The organism is Pseudomonas sp. ZY71 (assembly GCF_036542145.1).
Classification (GTDB): domain Bacteria; phylum Pseudomonadota; class Gammaproteobacteria; order Pseudomonadales; family Pseudomonadaceae; genus Aquipseudomonas; species Aquipseudomonas koreensis_A.
On the sequence record NZ_CP144274.1, the window covers coordinates 5,012,191 to 5,029,859 of the forward strand.

The window sequence follows — 17,669 nt, forward strand, 5'->3', positions numbered from 1 at the left end:
ATTACTCTCCGCGCAGGGCTGACACCAGCCCTTTGAATTTGCTGTTGAGCAGGGTGAAGCTGGCCTGGAAGCCGACGGCGTTTTCCGCGTAGTTCGACTGTTCCAGTTGGGCGTCCACAGTGTTCTGGTCGATCGAAGGTTGCATCGGCGTGCGATACATCAGCGATTCGTCGCCGTTGCCCAGGCCCTCAGCTTCGATGTGACGGCTGTTGGTCATGTTCAAAGCGATGGTGCCGTTCGCATTTTTCTGGGTCTGTGCTTCAAGCACTTTGGAGAAGTCCAGATCCCGCGCCTTGTAGTTCGGGGTGTCGGCGTTGGCGATGTTGTTGGCCAGCACTTCGGCACGCTGGGCGCGGAAGCCCAATGCCTTTTCGTGAATGCCGAGCGCTTTATCGAAGCTGATGCTCATGTCGGGAACCTTCAGGTGACCGGTTTTTCGTAACTGAGCTTTAGCAAGCGCCGTGCCAAACCATAAAACCCCCGTAAACCGGGGCCTTGCCGGACGTCGGCAAAGCGGCAATGCCAGAAAAGCGGCAACCGGTTTCCGCCGGATGCCGCTTTTCTGCCGCTTGCCTTCTCCCTCATCCACGCCACAGCCTCCTTGTAGGAGTGAGCCTGCTCGCGATAGCGGTGTGTCAGGCACCGATGATGCTGAATGTGCTACCGCTATCGCGAGCAGGCTCACTCCTACAGGAGTTTTGTGGTGTCAGGGAGAAATTCCGCAGGCACAAAAAAACGGCAGGCCTTTTCGGGCCTGCCGTTTTTTGTATTGCCGATGCAATCACTTCGCCTGGTAAATGATCCCCGGGCTGCACTGCACCATCTGGTAATGGTCCGGCAAACCGTTCAACGCTTCGGAAGCGCCAAGGAACAGATAACCGCCCGGCTTCAACGTGCTGTGAATGCGCAACAGGATGTCTTTCTTCACTTCGGCAGAGAAGTAGATCAACACGTTGCGGCAGAACACGATGTCGAACTTGCCCAGCGCGGCATAGCTGTCGAGCAGGTTGAACGAACGGAACTCCACGCGGTTCTTGATCGGCGCCTTGATCACCCAGCGCCCCGGCCCTTTCGGGTCGAAGTAACGCTGCAAACGTTCCGGCGACAAACCACGACCGATCGCCAGGCTGTCGTACTCGCCCGTCTTGCAGTTGGTCAGCATAAGGCCGGACAAATCAGTGGCAACGATCTGCACACCCATCTTCAACTGGCCCAGGTTGCTGCGCTCGAACTCGTCGATCGACATCGACAGCGAGTACGGTTCCTGGCCCGACGAGCACGCCGCCGACCAGATCCGCAGACGCTGGTTGGGGCTGGCCTTGATCGCTTCAGGCAGTACCTTGTTCTTCAAGACTTCAAACGGATAGGTGTCACGAAACCACAGGGTTTCGTTGGTCGTCATGGCATCGACCACCTGCTCGCGCAAACCGCTGCGCGGCTGGGTCTGGATGCGCTGAACCAGCTCACCCAGGGATTTGATGCCTTGCTGCTCCATCAGTTTGTTGAGACGGCTCGAGACCAGGTATTGCTTGTTTTCACCGAGCAAAATGCCACAGGCTTTTTCCAGGAAGACCCGGAACTGTTCGAAATCCAAATTACCCGTAGACAATGATGCCGCCTCTTAAATCGTGTTGACCGCCAGGAGCAAAACGCTCCTAGCTGATATCTGCTGCTTTGATCCGGTCGACTACCCGGGATGCCAGGTCATCAGGGCGGAACTTGGCCAGGAAGTCATCAGCACCGACTTTCTTGACCATCGCCTGATTGAATACCCCGGACAACGAAGTATGCAGGATGATATGAAGCTTTTGCATGCGTGCGTCGCCGCGGATTTCCGCCGTCAGGGTGTACCCGTCCATCTCCGGCATCTCGATGTCGGAAATCATCATCAGGAACTCTTCTTCCGGCTTCTTGCCCTCGTCGACCAGCTTGCGCAGGTAATCCAGCGCCTGCTTGCCGTCGTTCAGCGCCACTACTTCGACACCGATCGTCTGTAGACAACGCGTGACCTGCTTGCGCGCCACCGACGAGTCATCGACCGTCAAGACACGCAACGACAGTGCCTTGGTCTGGGTCTCGACATCGACCACGCCCACCGAAATCGCTTCCGGTGTCGGCGCAACTTCCGCCAGCACTTTCTCGACGTCGATGATTTCGACTAACTGATTGTCCACCCGAGTCACAGCGGTCAGGTAATGATCGCGACCCGTGCCCTTGGGCGGTGGATGAATCTCTTCCCAGTTCATGTTGACGATGCGCTCCACCGAGCGGACCAGGAAACCCTGGGTCTTGGTGTTGTACTCCGTGATGATCACGAACGGGTTGTTCTTGTCTTTCAACGCTCCGGAACCGGTGGCCATTGCCAGATCAAGGATCGGAATGGTCGCCCCCCGGATATTTGCCACCCCGCACACGACAGGACTGGACTTGGGCATCAACGTCAGCGACGGGCACTGCAACACTTCCCGCACCTTGAACACGTTGATTCCATAGAGCTGCTGACCGTCAAGACGGAACAACAACAGCTCCAGGCGATTCTGCCCTACCAGTTGCGTGCGCTGGTTCACCGAATCCATTACACCAGCCATGCCCAGACTCCTACACCAACGCCAAGTGTTGTTGCGACGCACATTCATTGCTAAACGGCACGGCGCTTGCTTTTTAACTCGTATGAACGCTCAAACGACATTTTTTCGACGCCTGACATCTCCCCTCCGCAGAGGGCTTTGTGCTGCGGGCGCTATTTGCTGCTTTTTTGCTGGCAGCCCTGCCATTGCTGATGCGGTTACCTTGCCTGACATGCTTATCGGCGTCACTCAGGGCTTTCTTGAGTTCACCGTAGAAGACTATCTGGCAACCAGTCAAACGGAAGGCCGCTACGAAATCGAAGTTAACCAGCTCGACCCCCGTATGCGCATGCCTATGTGCGACAAGGAATTGACAGCGACTTTGGAAAGTCCGGCACGTCCGTTGGGCCGGGTTACCGTGAAGGTTCGCTGCGAAGGCGCCTCGCCCTGGACCGTGTTCGTGCCCGCTCAAGTCCGCCTGTTTCGCGAGATCGTGACCACCACCCGACCGCTGAAACGTGCAGGGATTATCGAACCACAGGACGTGACCCTGCGTGAGCGCGACGTGAGTACGATCAACCAAGGCTTTCTGACCTCGGTAGACGAAGCGATCGGGCAGAAATTAACCCGACCAACGGTAGCCGATCAGGTCATCACCTTGGTTCATCTGGAACAGGCCGAAGTCATTCGCAAAGGCGATCAAGTGGTCATCACCGCCCGCAGCGGCACGCTCGCCGTGCGCATGCCCGGGGAAGCGCTGGCCAATGGCGGTTTGAAAGAGCAGATCCGGGTGAAAAACCTCAACTCGCAACGGGTCATCAAGGCGCAAGTCACCGCGCCGGGCCAAGTGGAAGTCGCGATGTAGAAAACTGGCGCTGACCCCGGCTGTTCCCTAAACTGTGCCGCAGCAGGACACGCGCCGGCGCATGCAAGGCTCATTGTAAATGTGCCTAAAGTTTTCCAGGGGATGGCCGAAAACATGGCAAGCGTCCAAATTCCCAGAGGTTTTTATCATGGTCATCGATTTCAGCCGTTTGAACAGCTCCTCGTCACTTACGGGCAGTACACGTACCAGCAACGCCAAGGAAACCGCCGAAACCGGCACCTCCGCGCCGCTGAATACCCAGGCCGAACCGGCCAGTACCGCAAAAAGCGGGGAATCGGTACACCTCAGCAATGAGGCTCAACAGTTGCAGAAGGTCACTGACAAGCTGCGCGATCAACCTGCTGTCGACAAAGCCCGTGTGGCCGAGTTGAAAGCCGCGATTGCCGATGGCAGCTATAAAGTCGACAGCAACCGTGTAGCCAGCAAACTGCTCAACTTCGAAGCCCAGCGCTAGGCCTTTGCCGGCGCGAGGCTTTTGGACGCTTAACACCCAAGGCCAGCCATGCACGACACTAATTTATTGCAACTGATCAACGACGACTTTGCTCCAGCTCAACAATTGCTGGAGTTGCTGCAAACCGAATCTCTCGCGTTGCACGGTCGCGACATGCCCCTGCTGGAAGAAATTCTGGCGCACAAACAGGCATTGATCATTCTGCTTGAACAGCATGGCCGCAAACGCAGCGAAATACTCGCCAGCCTCAACTTGCCGACAGACCGCAGCGGTCTTGCGCAACTGGCTGGCCAGTCGAGCATTGGCGAGCAGTTGTTGACGCAAGGCGACGCATTGACCGATCTGATCGCTCAATGTCAGGCCGCCAACGTCAAGAATGGCCAGTCGATCCAGATCCAGCAGGCCGCCACGGCCAATCAGCTGAAGATCCTCACCGGTGGTGAAGCGCCAGCGCTTTATAACGCCAGCGGTACATTTGCCAAACCCGCCACACCGCGTCCGCTCAGCCAGGCATGAGCCGTTGATGCGCCAGCTCTATCAACCCGCGGAACATGCTGGCAAAATGCTGGCTAGTCGTCATATTTTGTCTGGAGATTGATAAACCGTGTCCAACGCCCTCAGCGCGGATGATGCTCCGCAGCCCCCTAAGGTGCTTACCACGCCACTGGAAATCTCCAGCAACCTGCGCCAGCTGCAAGAAAGCCACGATCCGCTGATCATCACCTTTCATGAGCGCAGCCAGCGCTTCCAGAGCTACCTGATCAAAGTCGACCGCGACAGCGCTTCGATCGCGCTGGACGAGATGATCCCGCGTGACGGCGAACGCTTTCTGCTGGCCGGCGAACCATTCAAGGTCGAAGGTTTTCATGAAGGTGTGCGCATTGCCTGGGAATGCACCGGCACGCTGAATATCGAAGAGTCCGAAGGTGATCGTTTCTACACCGGCGAGCTGCCGACTGAAGTGGTTTACCACCAGCGCCGCAATGCCTTCCGCGCCGCGCTGAAACTGACTGATCTGGTCAGCGTTGAACTGGGCGGCGAAAAGCTCAAGGCGCCGATCAACGGCAAACTGCTGGATATCTCCGCGACCGGCTGCAAGCTGCGTTTCGAAGGCGATATCACTGATCGTCTGCAATTGGGCCAAGTCTATGACCGCCTGATCGCGCCGCCACTGTTCGGCAACCAGCCGACCTCCGTCGAATTGCGCTATCTGCACTTCGAAGAAAAACTCAACATCACCTTTGCCGGCCTGCGCTTCCACAACATCAGTGGTCAGGCAGCGCGCAACGTTGAGCGTTTCGTGTATCAGTTGCAACGTGAAGCACGCCGTTTCGACAAAGACGATCTCTGATTTGTCCGGCCAATAAAAAGGGCAGTCCTTGAGGGGACTGCCCTTTTTTATGCGCGGTGCTTTTTGCTCAGTTCAGGGTCTGCCGCCACTGAGATCGGGCGCGGGATTATCGGTATCCGGCTCGCCTTCTGCCGCAGGCTCTGACGGCGTAGCAGGTTCAGGCTCGGGATTTGCTGGGGTCTGCACCGGGTCCTGCACCATCTGCTCCTGCACCACTTGCTCATCGACCCGAGGATCGAGGGCTGCCACCAGCGGCGAACTGGACATGCTGTCCGGCATGGCCACGTGATGCAGCGGCGCATCGTCGACCTGATGCAGATTGGTCACGGCTTTCGGCCGGATCCGCCACACCAGCACCAGCGCGAAGAAGCTGAAGAACGCATACAGGCTCTGACTGCCGAACAACTTCATCAGCACACCCGCGAGCAATGGCCCGATGCTCGCGCCGACCCCGTAGGTCACCAACAACATTGCTGTCAGCGACACCCGGCGATCCCCTTCCACGTGGTCATTGGAAAACGCAACCGCCAACGGATACAGACAGAACTGCACCAGCGAACAGAGAAAGCCAACCCCGAACAACACCTCAAGCGGCACTTGCGGCAATACCGCCAACGGCAACGCCGCCACCGCCAGGAACCCGGCAAAGCAACGAATCAGCAGCGCCCGATCGTAACGATCGGACAACCAGCCCAACGGCCACTGCACCAGCAAACCGGCAAAGATGCAGCTACCCATGAACAGACCGACCTGCTCGGTCGACAGCCCTTGTTGCGAGGCATACAACGGTGCCAGACCGTAGAACGAACCGATGATCAAACCGGCACCAAGCACCGTACTCAGCGACTGCGGGACCCGTTTGATAAAGAAGCGCGGCTCCATCGGCGCCGGATGCAGGGGCGCCGGGTGAATCCGTCGAGTCAACGTCACAGGCACCAGACACAGCGCAAAGCACAGCGCGACCAGCATCAGCAGTTCCAGACCCAGCCCGGGGTGCATGACCAGAATCAATTGACCCAGCACCAGGCCAAGGTAAGACGCGATCATGTAACCGCTGAACACCAGACCTCGCTGATTGGCGTCAGCCTGCTCGTTGAGCCAGCTCTCGATCACCATGTATTGGCACATCATGCCCAGACCGACAATGGTCCGCAGCACCAGCCACGCCGGCAGCCAATCGACCAGCCCGTGGCCCAGCACCGCCGCCCCGACGATCCCGGCACAGGCGGAATAAGCACGAATATGCCCGACACGGGCGATCAGCCGGTGACCGATCTTGCCGCCCAGCACCAGGCCGAAATAGTTGGCCGCCATCAGCGCACCGACCCAGAGGCCGTCGACATTGTCAGCGGCCAGACGCAAGGCCAGATAAGTGGATAGAAGGCCCGAGCCGATCAACATCATCAGCGAGGCGAAATACAGCGCTCGAAAGGATTTCCAGATTTGGCGCATCGGCGTTCCGAGCGGCTCCTTGCAGTAAATATCGGGCTACCAGAACGATAGCCCGATGGCGGCGGTACGTCAGGCCTGGGCTGCTAGAACACGTCGTTCCCAGGGAGTGATTTCATCAAAGAAGCTGGTCAACTCCATGGTCTTCGAAGCGATGTAGCCTTCGATGAACTCCTGTCCGAACAGTTCCCTCGCCAATTGGCTACGTTTCAGACGCTCGAGCGCGGCATGCAAAGTACAAGGCAGCGAGAGGTTGTCCGGCACTTCGAACTCGCCCTGAATCGCCTCGCTCGGTTCCAGCTCATGCTCGATGCCATGCAAGCCGGCGGCCAGACTCGCGGCGATCGCCAGATACGGATTGGCATCGGCGCCCGGCAAACGGTTTTCCACGCGACGAGCGACCGGCGCACTCGCCGGAATCCGCAGCCCGGCGGCGCGGTTGTCGTGGGACCAGCACGCGTTGTTCGGTGACGCGTACGGATGGCACAGACGCTGATAGGAATTCACATTCGGTGCGAACAGTGCAGTAAAATCGGCCATGCCCGCTTGCTGGCCACCAATGAAGTGGCGGAACATCGCCGTCGGCTCACCGTTCGCGTCACTGAAGAGATTCTTGCCGCTGCCGACCTCGACGATGCTCTGGTGAATGTGCATCGAACTGCCCGGCGTGTGTGCCAGCGGTTTAGCCATGCACACCACGGTCAGGCCATGCTTGAGCGCGACTTCCTTGAGCAGGTGTTTGAACAGAAAGGTCTGGTCGGCGAGCAACAGCGGATCGCCGTGCAGCAGATTGATCTCGAACTGGCTGACACCCATTTCGTGCATGAAGGTATCGCGCGGCATTCCGAGTGCCGCCATGCATTTATAGACTTCGTTGAAGAATGGCCGCAGACCGTTATTGGAGCTGATGCTGAACGCGGATTGGCCATCCTCGCGGCGACCGTCGAGACCGACTGGCGGGCGGAACGGTTGGGTCGGATCGGTGTTGGGGGCAAAGACAAAGAATTCCAGCTCGGTCGCCACCACCGGCGCCAAGCCGCGCGCGGCGTAACGGGCGATGACTTTTTTCAACTGGCCACGGGTCGACAGATTGGAGCTTTCGCCGGTCAGTTCATCAGCGTCGCAAATGGCCAGGGCGCGCGGGTCGTCACTCCACGGCAAGCGATGGATCTGGGTCGGCTCGGCGACCAGTGCCAGGTCTCCGTCATCGCTGCCGTAAAACCGCGCTGCCGGATAACCGCCCATGATGCATTGCAGCAGCACACCCCGCGCTAACTGCAAACGCCGTCCTTCGAGGAACCCCTCGGCGGTCATCACTTTGCCCCGGGGTACGCCGTTCAAATCCGGCGTGACACATTCAATCTCATCAATGCCCGTCAATCGCTGCGCGAGTGAACGCTGGCCATCGGTTGTCATGACGCAATCCTTGTTATTGTGCGAGCCGCGAACGGCGACCCGTACAAAATAGGCTTCGGCTGTTCGGAATATCAAGCAGCGTCAAACAAAAACCTGTGTCACGGCAGATAAAGGCTGAACACCCCGCCGCCAAGCGGTCCGCCATTGCGGATTTCAGTGCGCCCTTCGACACCGTTGCGCTGATGCAGCGCGGCGATACGATTGGCGAAATACAAACCGAGCCCGGTGCTGCCGCTGCTGTGATTGATGCCCTGCACGTAATCGGCCTGACGCTCGAGCATCTCGGCCGGATAACCGTCGCCGTCGTCGTTGATGCTCAGCACCAGTTGCCCGGCTTCGTCACTGACGGTGATCAGCAACGATTCGCGGGCATAACGAATCGCATTGTTGATGCAGTTTCCGAGCACTGAGGCAATCAGTTCGCGGTCGAAGAAACCCAACGGACTCAACGGATCGACTTCATAGGTGGCGATGATCCCGCGACTGGCAAACACCTCTTGATGCGCCGCCAGTTGCGCCTCGATAAAGTCATCGAGTTCGTGATACGCCGGTTGTAGCGGCATCTGGTTGACGCCGAGCTTGTACAGCCCGAGCAACTGCACCAGCATGCCATTGAGGTGGGCGAACTCGAAGTCGATGACGCCCTGCTCCGAACCTTCGCGCTGCGCTTGCGGCAAGCGCGCGAGCCATTGGCTGTGGGCCTGCATCAGCAAGGCCAGCGAGTTCTTCATGTCGTGGACGGTGGAGGCGATCACCGTGGAAAAATCCAGCGCCTGCTTGTCGTTGCTCATTCGCCAAACGCCTTGCTTTTCAGCTTCTGATAACGCGCAAAACGCGCGTCGGTGTCGGGCATCAGGCCAACCATTTTCAGGCAGGCCCGACATTCTTCCAGCTCCGCCGACGGCACGCTGGTGTCGGTGCCGTGCAGCAGCGACTGGGCCATGTTCAGCGCGATACTGATGTTTTTCGGTTGCATCTTCAGCGCCTTGCGGAACACCTCGCGGGCCTCCACCAGGTTGCCGGTCTTGTACACGCGCACGCCCTGACGGTTGAGATCGGCGGCGGCGTTACTGGAACTGAGAATGGTCGGGTCATCGGTGAGCTTGGCGATGTCTTTCATCACCGCAGGGTCATCCCCGTAGATCTCCGCACAGCTCTTGAGCATCGAGGTGCCCGCCTCGGCCTGCCCGAGCATCTGCAATTGCTTGGCGACCAGCAACGCCGCTTCCGGGCTCATGAATTGCTCCATGCCGTCGAGGCGCATCAGCGCTTGTTCGGTGAGCTTGTCAGCGGTTTCCGCATCGTTGAGGAGCAGACTGGTGGCCTTCATCAGACGCGCTCGAATCTGCAGGCCCGGGTCGGTCGGGTTTTCTTTGGCCACGGCGCTGAGGGTGGTGTTGATCTCAAGACGCGTGCGCGTATCGAGACCACGTTCGCTGCCCTTGCTGATCAGCGCGTGGGCCAGCCCGAGGTTGCTTTCCGGGTCCTTGAAGCGCGACTGCGCACCTTGCGACACCGCTTGGCGGTAAGCACGCGAGGCGGTGTCGAAATCTTCGTTGGCCATCGCCAGTTTGCCGAGCAAAGCCTGTCGGCGCACCGCCAGTGGCGAAAGACGAATGGCCTCTTCGAGCACCTGTTGCGCGCCTTTGGTATCCCCCTCGGACACCAGCACGTCGGCCATGCCGTCGTACAGCGACGGCATCATCGGGAACACCTTCAGCGCTTTCTCATAAACGCCTTTAGCCTGTGCAACCTGACCGCGCTTGAACAACAACTTGCCCAGCCCGGCAAATGCCCACGGCAATGGGCGGTCAGCAATGATGCTGTCGTAGAGGCGTTCCAGCGCTTCGTTCTGATTCATGTCGCGTAGCGCATCAGCGCGGTAGCGCAGGCACAGCGGCGAATAGCGGATGTCCTGCTTGCACAGGGCGATGCAAGCGTTAAGCACCTCGACCGGTTTGCCACGGTCGAGGGCTTGCAGAATCGGTTTGAGCAACGTCTTGCGCTGCTCCAGACGCTCCAGGCGCTGGGCCAGACCGGAGCGGTTGAACGGCTTGGTCAGGTACGCATCCGGCTCATGCTCGAGGGCACTGAGCACCATCGCCTGACTGGTCTCGGCGGTGACCATGACAAACACTGCTTCATGGCTGATGAGCTTTTCCAGCATCAGGTCTTCGAGAACCTGTTGACCGTTCTTCTTGCCGTCGCCGAGATGGAAATCCTGCAGGATGAAATCGTAGGACTTCTGTGCGCACATCTTCAGCGCCTGCTCACCGGTGTCGGCCGTATCGACGTCCTTGACCCCAAGCTCACGCAGCATCGAACGCACGGAACTGCGGAAATCCGAGAAATCATCGACGATCAGAAAACTCTTTTGGTGATACGACAGCATCGAAGATTTCCAGGCAATTGAAGTGAGGGCAATTTCAGGCGCGCAGATGATAGCTGGCGGCCAAATGCTATCAAGCGATTTCGCGCGACTTTTAAGTCACCGAATGGGTTATCGGCCAGAAGTGCTGTTCCCTGAAGCCGGCACTTCAAGATTCCTCTGCGAGCATTTACCCTGCGCGCCAGGACAACTTTCCACTACAAGGTTTACATCGTGTACATCAAAGGACGCTGCATCGTTTCCGCCTGCGCTCTGCTGCTTGTTCAGCAGGCAATGGCGGCTGGAATGGACTGCACAAAAGCGGCGAATGCCGCCGAAAACACTGTTTGCGCGGGCAAAGGACTTTATGAACAAGATGTACAGATGGGCTCTGTTTATCGAGCGTTAATAAAGGCGTCCGCCCAGGTACAACCGGAACTGAAACGTACTCAACGACTGTGGTTAAAGGCTCGCAATGAATGCGCCGACGATGTCTCGTGCCTGAATCAGCGTTATGACGAGCGCCTGAAAGTCCTTCAGGCACTGTTGACGGAGGCGCTTGCCTACCCACCGGATGACCTCGATACGCAAGTGATGCATGAACTGAGCAACAGCATTCAAGCAGCGAGCAAGGACAATCCGGAGTTTGCCCTGGAGCGTACGCTTGAAGCCTTTGGCATCCGCGCGGGCAAGACCTCGTTCTCTGGAGACGTCGACAAGGATGATCCAAGCGACACGCACTTTCCGACATCGAAGCCCGCCGGTCTCACGCCAGACGAGTGGCAGGCGCTGAGGACGTCGGACATTTCCGGCGCTGCCGATTTCGGTCACTCCACGTACACCCTGCTGGACATGGACGACGATGGTCAGCGCGACCTTATCGTCGATACCTACACCGGCGGCACAGGTCTGTTTACCTACACGGAGACCTGGCGGCGAACCGGCGAGCGTTTCATCAAGAGAAGCCCCGCCGCTGAAAGCTCGCTGTTTCACACCAATGATCGCGGCGCCAACCAGTCAGCGAATTGGATAAACATCCGTGGAAAAGTGTATGCGGCGTATCGCAGCGGTGCCTACGGAGTTGATCAGCTTTACTTGCTAAACCCGCTCAGAATCAACAATCGGGTACCGACGATAGCGGTTCATTACCGTTACGACCTGAAGGTGCCCACCCTTCAACATAAGGAAGACGGCACCACCACTTACGAGTTGGAGCCCGCTCTGCAACAGACACTTGACCGGGCGATAAGCAAAGCGACGCAGGCTGGAGAAGTCAGTTCAGCGAACACGCCGCTCTGCCCTGTCCCGGCCAGTGGCGCAGGAGAAAACGACTATTACAGCTATGGCATGGCGCCCTACACCCTCGAAGTTGTCACGAATCTGGGGGTTGTCATTGGCAATGATTGTTATATCGGCGCGTTGATCAACTGGTTCGGCAGCTACTACGAAAAGGAAGGATTGTCGGCACAACTGGTATTGCGCAAACCGGATGCCGAAGCCACTGGGCGTAGTTATGACGTGAATGGCAAACGCCATGTCAGCGCCGTGAGCGCAGCACTAGGTAAAGTTGAAACGGACGACGGCGCGTAGCATGACTTCTCGCGCTCAAGGTTAGCGACGGTTGGGGGCAGGTAATACATTGGTAAACGTATTACCTGTCGCGAGCCAAAACTTTCCTGCGGGCAAAACAAAACCCCAACTGCTTTCGCAATTGGGGTTTCGGAATTTAATCTTGACGATGACCTACTCTCACATGGGGAAACCCCACACTACCATCGGCGATGCATCGTTTCACTGCTGAGTTCGGGATGGGATCAGGTGGTTCCAACGCTCTATGGTCGTCAAGAAATTCGGGTACTGAGTCGTGACCAGATGGCCTCGCTTCAGCAAATTGGGTATGTGGTAGTTTTCGGTGTTTTGTGCTGCTTTTTTAAGTGCAGTCGAACTTTCGGTTCGTTTCGTCTTCACACACCGCAATCTGGTCTCTTCGACGCAAATTGCTTGGGTGTTATATGGTCAAGCCTCACGGGCAATTAGTATTGGTTAGCTCAACGCCTCACAGCGCTTACACACCCAACCTATCAACGTCGTAGTCTTCGACGGCCCTTCAGGGAACTCAAGGTTCCAGTGAGATCTCATCTTGAGGCAAGTTTCCCGCTTAGATGCTTTCAGCGGTTATCTTTCCCGAACATAGCTACCCGGCAATGCCACTGGCGTGACAACCGGAACACCAGAGGTTCGTCCACTCCGGTCCTCTCGTACTAGGAGCAGCCCCTCTCAAATCTCAAACGTCCACGGCAGATAGGGACCGAACTGTCTCACGACGTTCTAAACCCAGCTCGCGTACCACTTTAAATGGCGAACAGCCATACCCTTGGGACCGGCTTCAGCCCCAGGATGTGATGAGCCGACATCGAGGTGCCAAACACCGCCGTCGATATGAACTCTTGGGCGGTATCAGCCTGTTATCCCCGGAGTACCTTTTATCCGTTGAGCGATGGCCCTTCCATACAGAACCACCGGATCACTAAGACCTACTTTCGTACCTGCTCGACGTGTCTGTCTCGCAGTCAAGCGCGCTTTTGCCTTTATACTCTACGACCGATTTCCGACCGGTCTGAGCGCACCTTCGTACTCCTCCGTTACTCTTTAGGAGGAGACCGCCCCAGTCAAACTACCCACCATACACTGTCCTCGATCCGGATAACGGACCTGAGTTAGAACCTCAAAGTTGCCAGGGTGGTATTTCAAGGATGGCTCCACGCGAACTGGCGTCCACGCTTCAAAGCCTCCCACCTATCCTACACAAGCAAATTCAAAGTCCAGTGCAAAGCTATAGTAAAGGTTCACGGGGTCTTTCCGTCTAGCCGCGGATACACTGCATCTTCACAGCGATTTCAATTTCACTGAGTCTCGGGTGTAGACAGCGCCGCCATCGTTACGCCATTCGTGCAGGTCGGAACTTACCCGACAAGGAATTTCGCTACCTTAGGACCGTTATAGTTACGGCCGCCGTTTACCGGGGCTTCGATCAAGAGCTTCGCGTTAGCTAACCCCATCAATTAACCTTCCGGCACCGGGCAGGCGTCACACCCTATACGTCCACTTTCGTGTTTGCAGAGTGCTGTGTTTTTAATAAACAGTCGCAGCGGCCTGGTATCTTCGACCGGCATGAGCTTACGGAGCAAGTCCTTCACCCTCACCGGCGCACCTTCTCCCGAAGTTACGGTGCCATTTTGCCTAGTTCCTTCACCCGAGTTCTCTCAAGCGCCTTGGTATTCTCTACCCAACCACCTGTGTCGGTTTGGGGTACGGTTCCTGGTTACCTGAAGCTTAGAAGCTTTTCTTGGAAGCATGGCATCAACCACTTCGTGTTCTAAAAGAACACTCGTCATCAGCTCTCGGCCTTAAGATCCCGGATTTACCTAAGATCTCAGCCTACCACCTTAAACTTGGACAACCAACGCCAAGCTGGCCTAGCCTTCTCCGTCCCTCCATCGCAATAACCAGAAGTACAGGAATATTAACCTGTTTTCCATCGACTACGCTTTTCAGCCTCGCCTTAGGGACCGACTAACCCTGCGTCGATTAACGTTGCGCAGGAAACCTTGGTCTTTCGGCGTGGGTGTTTTTCACACCCATTGTCGTTACTCATGTCAGCATTCGCACTTCTGATACCTCCAGCAAGCTTCTCAACTCACCTTCACAGGCTTACAGAACGCTCCTCTACCGCATCATCCGAAGATGATACCCGTAGCTTCGGTGTATGGTTTGAGCCCCGTTACATCTTCCGCGCAGGCCGACTCGACTAGTGAGCTATTACGCTTTCTTTAAAGGGTGGCTGCTTCTAAGCCAACCTCCTAGCTGTCTAAGCCTTCCCACATCGTTTCCCACTTAACCATAACTTTGGGACCTTAGCTGACGGTCTGGGTTGTTTCCCTTTTCACGACGGACGTTAGCACCCGCCGTGTGTCTCCCATGCTCGGCACTTGTAGGTATTCGGAGTTTGCATCGGTTTGGTAAGTCGGGATGACCCCCTAGCCGAAACAGTGCTCTACCCCCTACAGTGATACATGAGGCGCTACCTAAATAGCTTTCGAGGAGAACCAGCTATCTCCGAGCTTGATTAGCCTTTCACTCCGATCCACAGGTCATCCGCTAACTTTTCAACGGTAGTCGGTTCGGTCCTCCAGTTAGTGTTACCCAACCTTCAACCTGCCCATGGATAGATCGCCCGGTTTCGGGTCTATTCCCAGCGACTAGACGCCCTATTAAGACTCGCTTTCGCTACGCCTCCCCTATTCGGTTAAGCTCGCCACTGAAAATAAGTCGCTGACCCATTATACAAAAGGTACGCAGTCACAGAACAAAGTCTGCTCCCACTGCTTGTACGCATACGGTTTCAGGATCTATTTCACTCCCCTCTCCGGGGTTCTTTTCGCCTTTCCCTCACGGTACTAGTTCACTATCGGTCAGTCAGTAGTATTTAGCCTTGGAGGATGGTCCCCCCATATTCAGACAAAGTTTCTCGTGCTCCGTCCTACTCGATTTCATGACTAAGAGATTTTCGCGTACAGGGCTATCACCCACTATGGCCGCACTTTCCAGAGCGTTCCGCTAATCTCAAAGCCACTTAAGGGCTAGTCCCCGTTCGCTCGCCACTACTAAGGGAATCTCGGTTGATTTCTTTTCCTCAGGGTACTTAGATGTTTCAGTTCCCCTGGTTCGCCTCTTGCACCTATGTATTCAGTACAAGATAACCATCTTATGATGGCTGGGTTCCCCCATTCAGACATCTCCGGATCAAAGTCTGTTTGCCGACTCCCCGAAACTTTTCGCAGGCTACCACGTCTTTCATCGCCTCTGACTGCCAAGGCATCCACCGTATGCGCTTCTTCACTTGACCATATAACCCCAAGCAATCTGGTTATACTGTGAAGACGACATTCGCCGAAAATTCGAATTTCTCAATTAAGAGAACTCACAAATTTTACCTTAGCCTGATCCGTTACCAGTGAAAGTAACGTTCAGTCTATCTTTCTATCACATACCCAAATTTTTAAAGAACGAACTAGTCAAAGACTAGAAATCAACATTCACCATCACAACGATGGAATGCTCATTTCTAAGCTTTATACAAGAGAAGCAGTAGTGGTGGAGCCAAGCGGGATCGAACCGCTGACCTCCTGCGTGCAAGGCAGGCGCTCTCCCAGCTGAGCTATGGCCCCGTATTTCTACAGGCGTTTCCCACACAAAATTGGTGGGTCTGGGCAGATTCGAACTGCCGACCTCACCCTTATCAGGGGTGCGCTCTAACCAACTGAGCTACAGACCCAATTTCGGGCTGCTTCTTTCGTCTTTTTCAATGAATCAAGCAATTCGTGTGGGAACTTATGGAGCAGCTGATGTCGTCGATTAAGGAGGTGATCCAGCCGCAGGTTCCCCTACGGCTACCTTGTTACGACTTCACCCCAGTCATGAATCACACCGTGGTAACCGTCCTCCCGAAGGTTAGACTAGCTACTTCTGGTGCAACCCACTCCCATGGTGTGACGGGCGGTGTGTACAAGGCCCGGGAACGTATTCACCGTGACATTCTGATTCACGATTACTAGCGATTCCGACTTCACGCAGTCGAGTTGCAGACTGCGATCCGGACTACGATCGGTTTTATGGGATTAGCTCCACCTCGCGGCTTGGCAACCCTTTGTACCGACCATTGTAGCACGTGTGTAGCCCAGGCCGTAAGGGCCATGATGACTTGACGTCATCCCCACCTTCCTCCGGTTTGTCACCGGCAGTCTCCTTAGAGTGCCCACCATTACGTGCTGGTAACTAAGGACAAGGGTTGCGCTCGTTACGGGACTTAACCCAACATCTCACGACACGAGCTGACGACAGCCATGCAGCACCTGTCTCAATGTTCCCGAAGGCACCAATCCATCTCTGGAAAGTTCATTGGATGTCAAGGCCTGGTAAGGTTCTTCGCGTTGCTTCGAATTAAACCACATGCTCCACCGCTTGTGCGGGCCCCCGTCAATTCATTTGAGTTTTAACCTTGCGGCCGTACTCCCCAGGCGGTCAACTTAATGCGTTAGCTGCGCCACTAAGAGCTCAAGGCTCCCAACGGCTAGTTGACATCGTTTACGGCGTGGACTACCAGGGTATCTAATCCTGTTTGCTCCCCACGCTTTCGCACCTCAGTGTCAGTATCAGTCCAGGTGGTCGCCTTCGCCACTGGTGTTCCTTCCTATATCTACGCATTTCACCGCTACACAGGAAATTCCACCACCCTCTACCATACTCTAGCTCGACAGTTTTGAATGCAGTTCCCAGGTTGAGCCCGGGGATTTCACATCCAACTTAACGAACCACCTACGCGCGCTTTACGCCCAGTAATTCCGATTAACGCTTGCACCCTCTGTATTACCGCGGCTGCTGGCACAGAGTTAGCCGGTGCTTATTCTGTCGGTAACGTCAAAATTGCAGAGTATTAATCTACAACCCTTCCTCCCAACTTAAAGTGCTTTACAATCCGAAGACCTTCTTCACACACGCGGCATGGCTGGATCAGGCTTTCGCCCATTGTCCAATATTCCCCACTGCTGCCTCCCGTAGGAGTCTGGACCGTGTCTCAGTTCCAGTGTGACTGATCATCCTCTCAGACCAGTTACGGATCGTCGCCTTGGTGAGCCATTACCTCACCAACTAGCTAATCCGACCTAGGCTCATCTGATAGCGCAAGGCCCGAAGGTCCCCTGCTTTCTCCCGTAGGACGTATGCGGTATTAGCGTTCCTTTCGAAACGTTGTCCCCCACTACCAGGCAGATTCCTAGGCATTACTCACCCGTCCGCCGCTGAATTCAGGAGCAAGCTCCTGTCATCCGCTCGACTTGCATGTGTTAGGCCTGCCGCCAGCGTTCAATCTGAGCCATGATCAAACTCTTCAGTTCAAACATCTTTGGGTTTTTAAGAAACCCTAAACTTGGCTCAGCAATCGTTGGTTACATCTTTGATTTCTCGCGGAGTAACTTGTGATGCTGATAATCTTGTTGACTATCAGTCTGACTCCACAAGCACCCACACGAATTGCTTGATTCAGTTGTTAAAGAGCGGTTGGTTAAGATCTTTCTTCTCAACCGAGGCGCGCATTCTACAGCAGCCTCATTTGCTGTCAA

Annotated in this window: 12 protein-coding genes, 2 tRNA genes and 3 rRNA genes; 5 read left to right on the forward strand and 12 right to left on the reverse strand. The window is 56.0% G+C overall.

Going from position 1 to position 17,669, the window contains the following annotated elements; genetic code table 11:
• Position 1: 1 nt before the first annotated feature.
• The 3 genes from flgB to VY732_RS22235 form a co-directional block, all read right to left on the reverse strand.
• Complete coding sequence (flgB, locus tag VY732_RS22225) at positions 2-409, reverse strand: flagellar basal body rod protein FlgB (protein ID WP_007917581.1); 408 nt, start codon at positions 407-409, stop codon at positions 2-4.
• A gap of 372 nt (positions 410-781) precedes the next feature.
• Positions 782-1,609 carry a protein-glutamate O-methyltransferase CheR gene (cheR, locus tag VY732_RS22230; RefSeq protein ID WP_007917583.1) on the reverse strand — a complete coding sequence of 276 codons (828 nt, stop codon included), beginning with the start codon at positions 1,607-1,609 and terminating at the stop codon, positions 782-784.
• Positions 1,610-1,655: 46 nt separating this feature from the next.
• Positions 1,656-2,588, reverse strand: coding sequence for a chemotaxis protein CheV (locus tag VY732_RS22235; RefSeq protein WP_007917585.1), 933 nt, complete (start codon positions 2,586-2,588; stop codon positions 1,656-1,658).
• An 82-nt stretch (positions 2,589-2,670) separates the two neighbouring features.
• On the opposite strand from VY732_RS22235, the gene flgA reads away from it, so the two are divergent.
• The 4 genes from flgA to VY732_RS22255 all read left to right on the forward strand — a co-directional run bounded on the left by flgA (position 2,671) and on the right by VY732_RS22255 (position 5,258).
• Complete coding sequence (flgA, locus tag VY732_RS22240) at positions 2,671-3,432, forward strand: flagellar basal body P-ring formation chaperone FlgA (RefSeq protein ID WP_095123060.1); 762 nt, start codon at positions 2,671-2,673, stop codon at positions 3,430-3,432.
• 148 nt (positions 3,433-3,580) lie between these two features.
• Positions 3,581-3,907, forward strand: coding sequence for a flagellar biosynthesis anti-sigma factor FlgM (flgM, locus tag VY732_RS22245; RefSeq protein ID WP_077574151.1), 327 nt, complete (start codon positions 3,581-3,583; stop codon positions 3,905-3,907).
• A gap of 48 nt (positions 3,908-3,955) precedes the next feature.
• A complete protein-coding gene (locus VY732_RS22250) occupies positions 3,956-4,423 on the forward strand; it encodes a flagella synthesis protein FlgN (protein ID WP_331691764.1) in 468 nt (155 codons plus the stop codon).
• 88 nt (positions 4,424-4,511) lie between these two features.
• Positions 4,512-5,258 (forward strand): flagellar brake protein, encoded by a 747-nt coding sequence (locus VY732_RS22255; protein ID WP_331691765.1) that lies wholly within the window; start codon positions 4,512-4,514, stop codon positions 5,256-5,258.
• A gap of 72 nt (positions 5,259-5,330) precedes the next feature.
• Here the strand turns inward: VY732_RS22255 and VY732_RS22260 are convergent, their stop codons facing one another.
• From VY732_RS22260 to VY732_RS22275, 4 genes are all read right to left on the reverse strand, one after another.
• The gene (locus VY732_RS22260) at positions 5,331-6,710 is read right to left on the reverse strand and encodes an MFS transporter (RefSeq protein ID WP_095123065.1); all 1,380 of its coding nucleotides are present in this window, start codon (positions 6,708-6,710) and stop codon (positions 5,331-5,333) included.
• Between the two features lie 69 nt (positions 6,711-6,779).
• Entirely contained in the window at positions 6,780-8,021 is a 1,242-nt protein-coding gene (locus VY732_RS22265) for a glutamine synthetase family protein (RefSeq protein WP_331695887.1), read from the reverse strand.
• 200 nt (positions 8,022-8,221) lie between these two features.
• Complete coding sequence (locus VY732_RS22270; protein WP_077574156.1) at positions 8,222-8,914, reverse strand: sensor histidine kinase; 693 nt, start codon at positions 8,912-8,914, stop codon at positions 8,222-8,224.
• Entirely contained in the window at positions 8,911-10,515 is a 1,605-nt protein-coding gene (locus tag VY732_RS22275; RefSeq protein ID WP_212621271.1) for a tetratricopeptide repeat-containing response regulator, read from the reverse strand. Before VY732_RS22275 ends, VY732_RS22270 begins: the two co-directional genes overlap by 4 nt.
• Positions 10,516-10,725: 210 nt before the next feature.
• Here VY732_RS22275 and VY732_RS22280 point away from each other — a divergent pair, with 210 nt between their 5' ends.
• On the forward strand, positions 10,726-12,081 hold the full coding sequence (locus VY732_RS22280; RefSeq protein ID WP_077574158.1) for a lysozyme inhibitor LprI family protein: 1,356 nt from the start codon (positions 10,726-10,728) through the stop codon (positions 12,079-12,081).
• A gap of 140 nt (positions 12,082-12,221) precedes the next feature.
• Here VY732_RS22280 and rrf read toward each other — a convergent pair.
• The 5 genes from rrf to VY732_RS22305 all read right to left on the reverse strand — a co-directional run bounded on the left by rrf (position 12,222) and on the right by VY732_RS22305 (position 17,444).
• A 5S ribosomal RNA gene (gene rrf, locus VY732_RS22285) occupies positions 12,222-12,337 on the reverse strand.
• A 166-nt stretch (positions 12,338-12,503) separates the two neighbouring features.
• Positions 12,504-15,397 (reverse strand): 23S ribosomal RNA (locus VY732_RS22290).
• Positions 15,398-15,643: 246 nt separating this feature from the next.
• Positions 15,644-15,719, reverse strand: a tRNA-Ala gene (locus tag VY732_RS22295).
• 30 nt (positions 15,720-15,749) lie between these two features.
• Positions 15,750-15,826: transfer RNA gene (locus VY732_RS22300), tRNA-Ile, on the reverse strand.
• Between the two features lie 81 nt (positions 15,827-15,907).
• Positions 15,908-17,444: ribosomal RNA gene (locus VY732_RS22305) — 16S ribosomal RNA — on the reverse strand.
• Together the 16S, 23S and 5S rRNA genes with 2 tRNA genes alongside form the textbook arrangement of a ribosomal RNA operon.
• Positions 17,445-17,669: the final 225 nt, after the last annotated feature.

Bases quoted from the DNA above. Each gene is read 5' to 3' on its own strand.
- flgB (WP_007917581.1), bottom strand. From the start codon at position 409: ATGAGCATCAGCTTCGATAAAGCGCTCGGCATTCACGAAAAGGCATTG.
- VY732_RS22235 (WP_007917585.1), bottom strand. From the start codon at position 2,588: ATGGCTGGTGTAATGGATTCGGTGAACCAGCGCACGCAACTGGTAGGG.
- flgA (WP_095123060.1), top strand. From the start codon at position 2,671: ATGAACGCTCAAACGACATTTTTTCGACGCCTGACATCTCCCCTCCGC.
- flgM (WP_077574151.1), top strand. From the start codon at position 3,581: ATGGTCATCGATTTCAGCCGTTTGAACAGCTCCTCGTCACTTACGGGC.
- VY732_RS22250 (WP_331691764.1), top strand. From the start codon at position 3,956: ATGCACGACACTAATTTATTGCAACTGATCAACGACGACTTTGCTCCA.
- VY732_RS22260 (WP_095123065.1), bottom strand. From the start codon at position 6,710: ATGCGCCAAATCTGGAAATCCTTTCGAGCGCTGTATTTCGCCTCGCTG.
- VY732_RS22265 (WP_331695887.1), bottom strand. From the start codon at position 8,021: ATGACCGCCGAGGGGTTCCTCGAAGGACGGCGTTTGCAGTTAGCGCGG.
- VY732_RS22270 (WP_077574156.1), bottom strand. From the start codon at position 8,914: ATGAGCAACGACAAGCAGGCGCTGGATTTTTCCACGGTGATCGCCTCC.
- VY732_RS22275 (WP_212621271.1), bottom strand. From the start codon at position 10,515: ATGCTGTCGTATCACCAAAAGAGTTTTCTGATCGTCGATGATTTCTCG.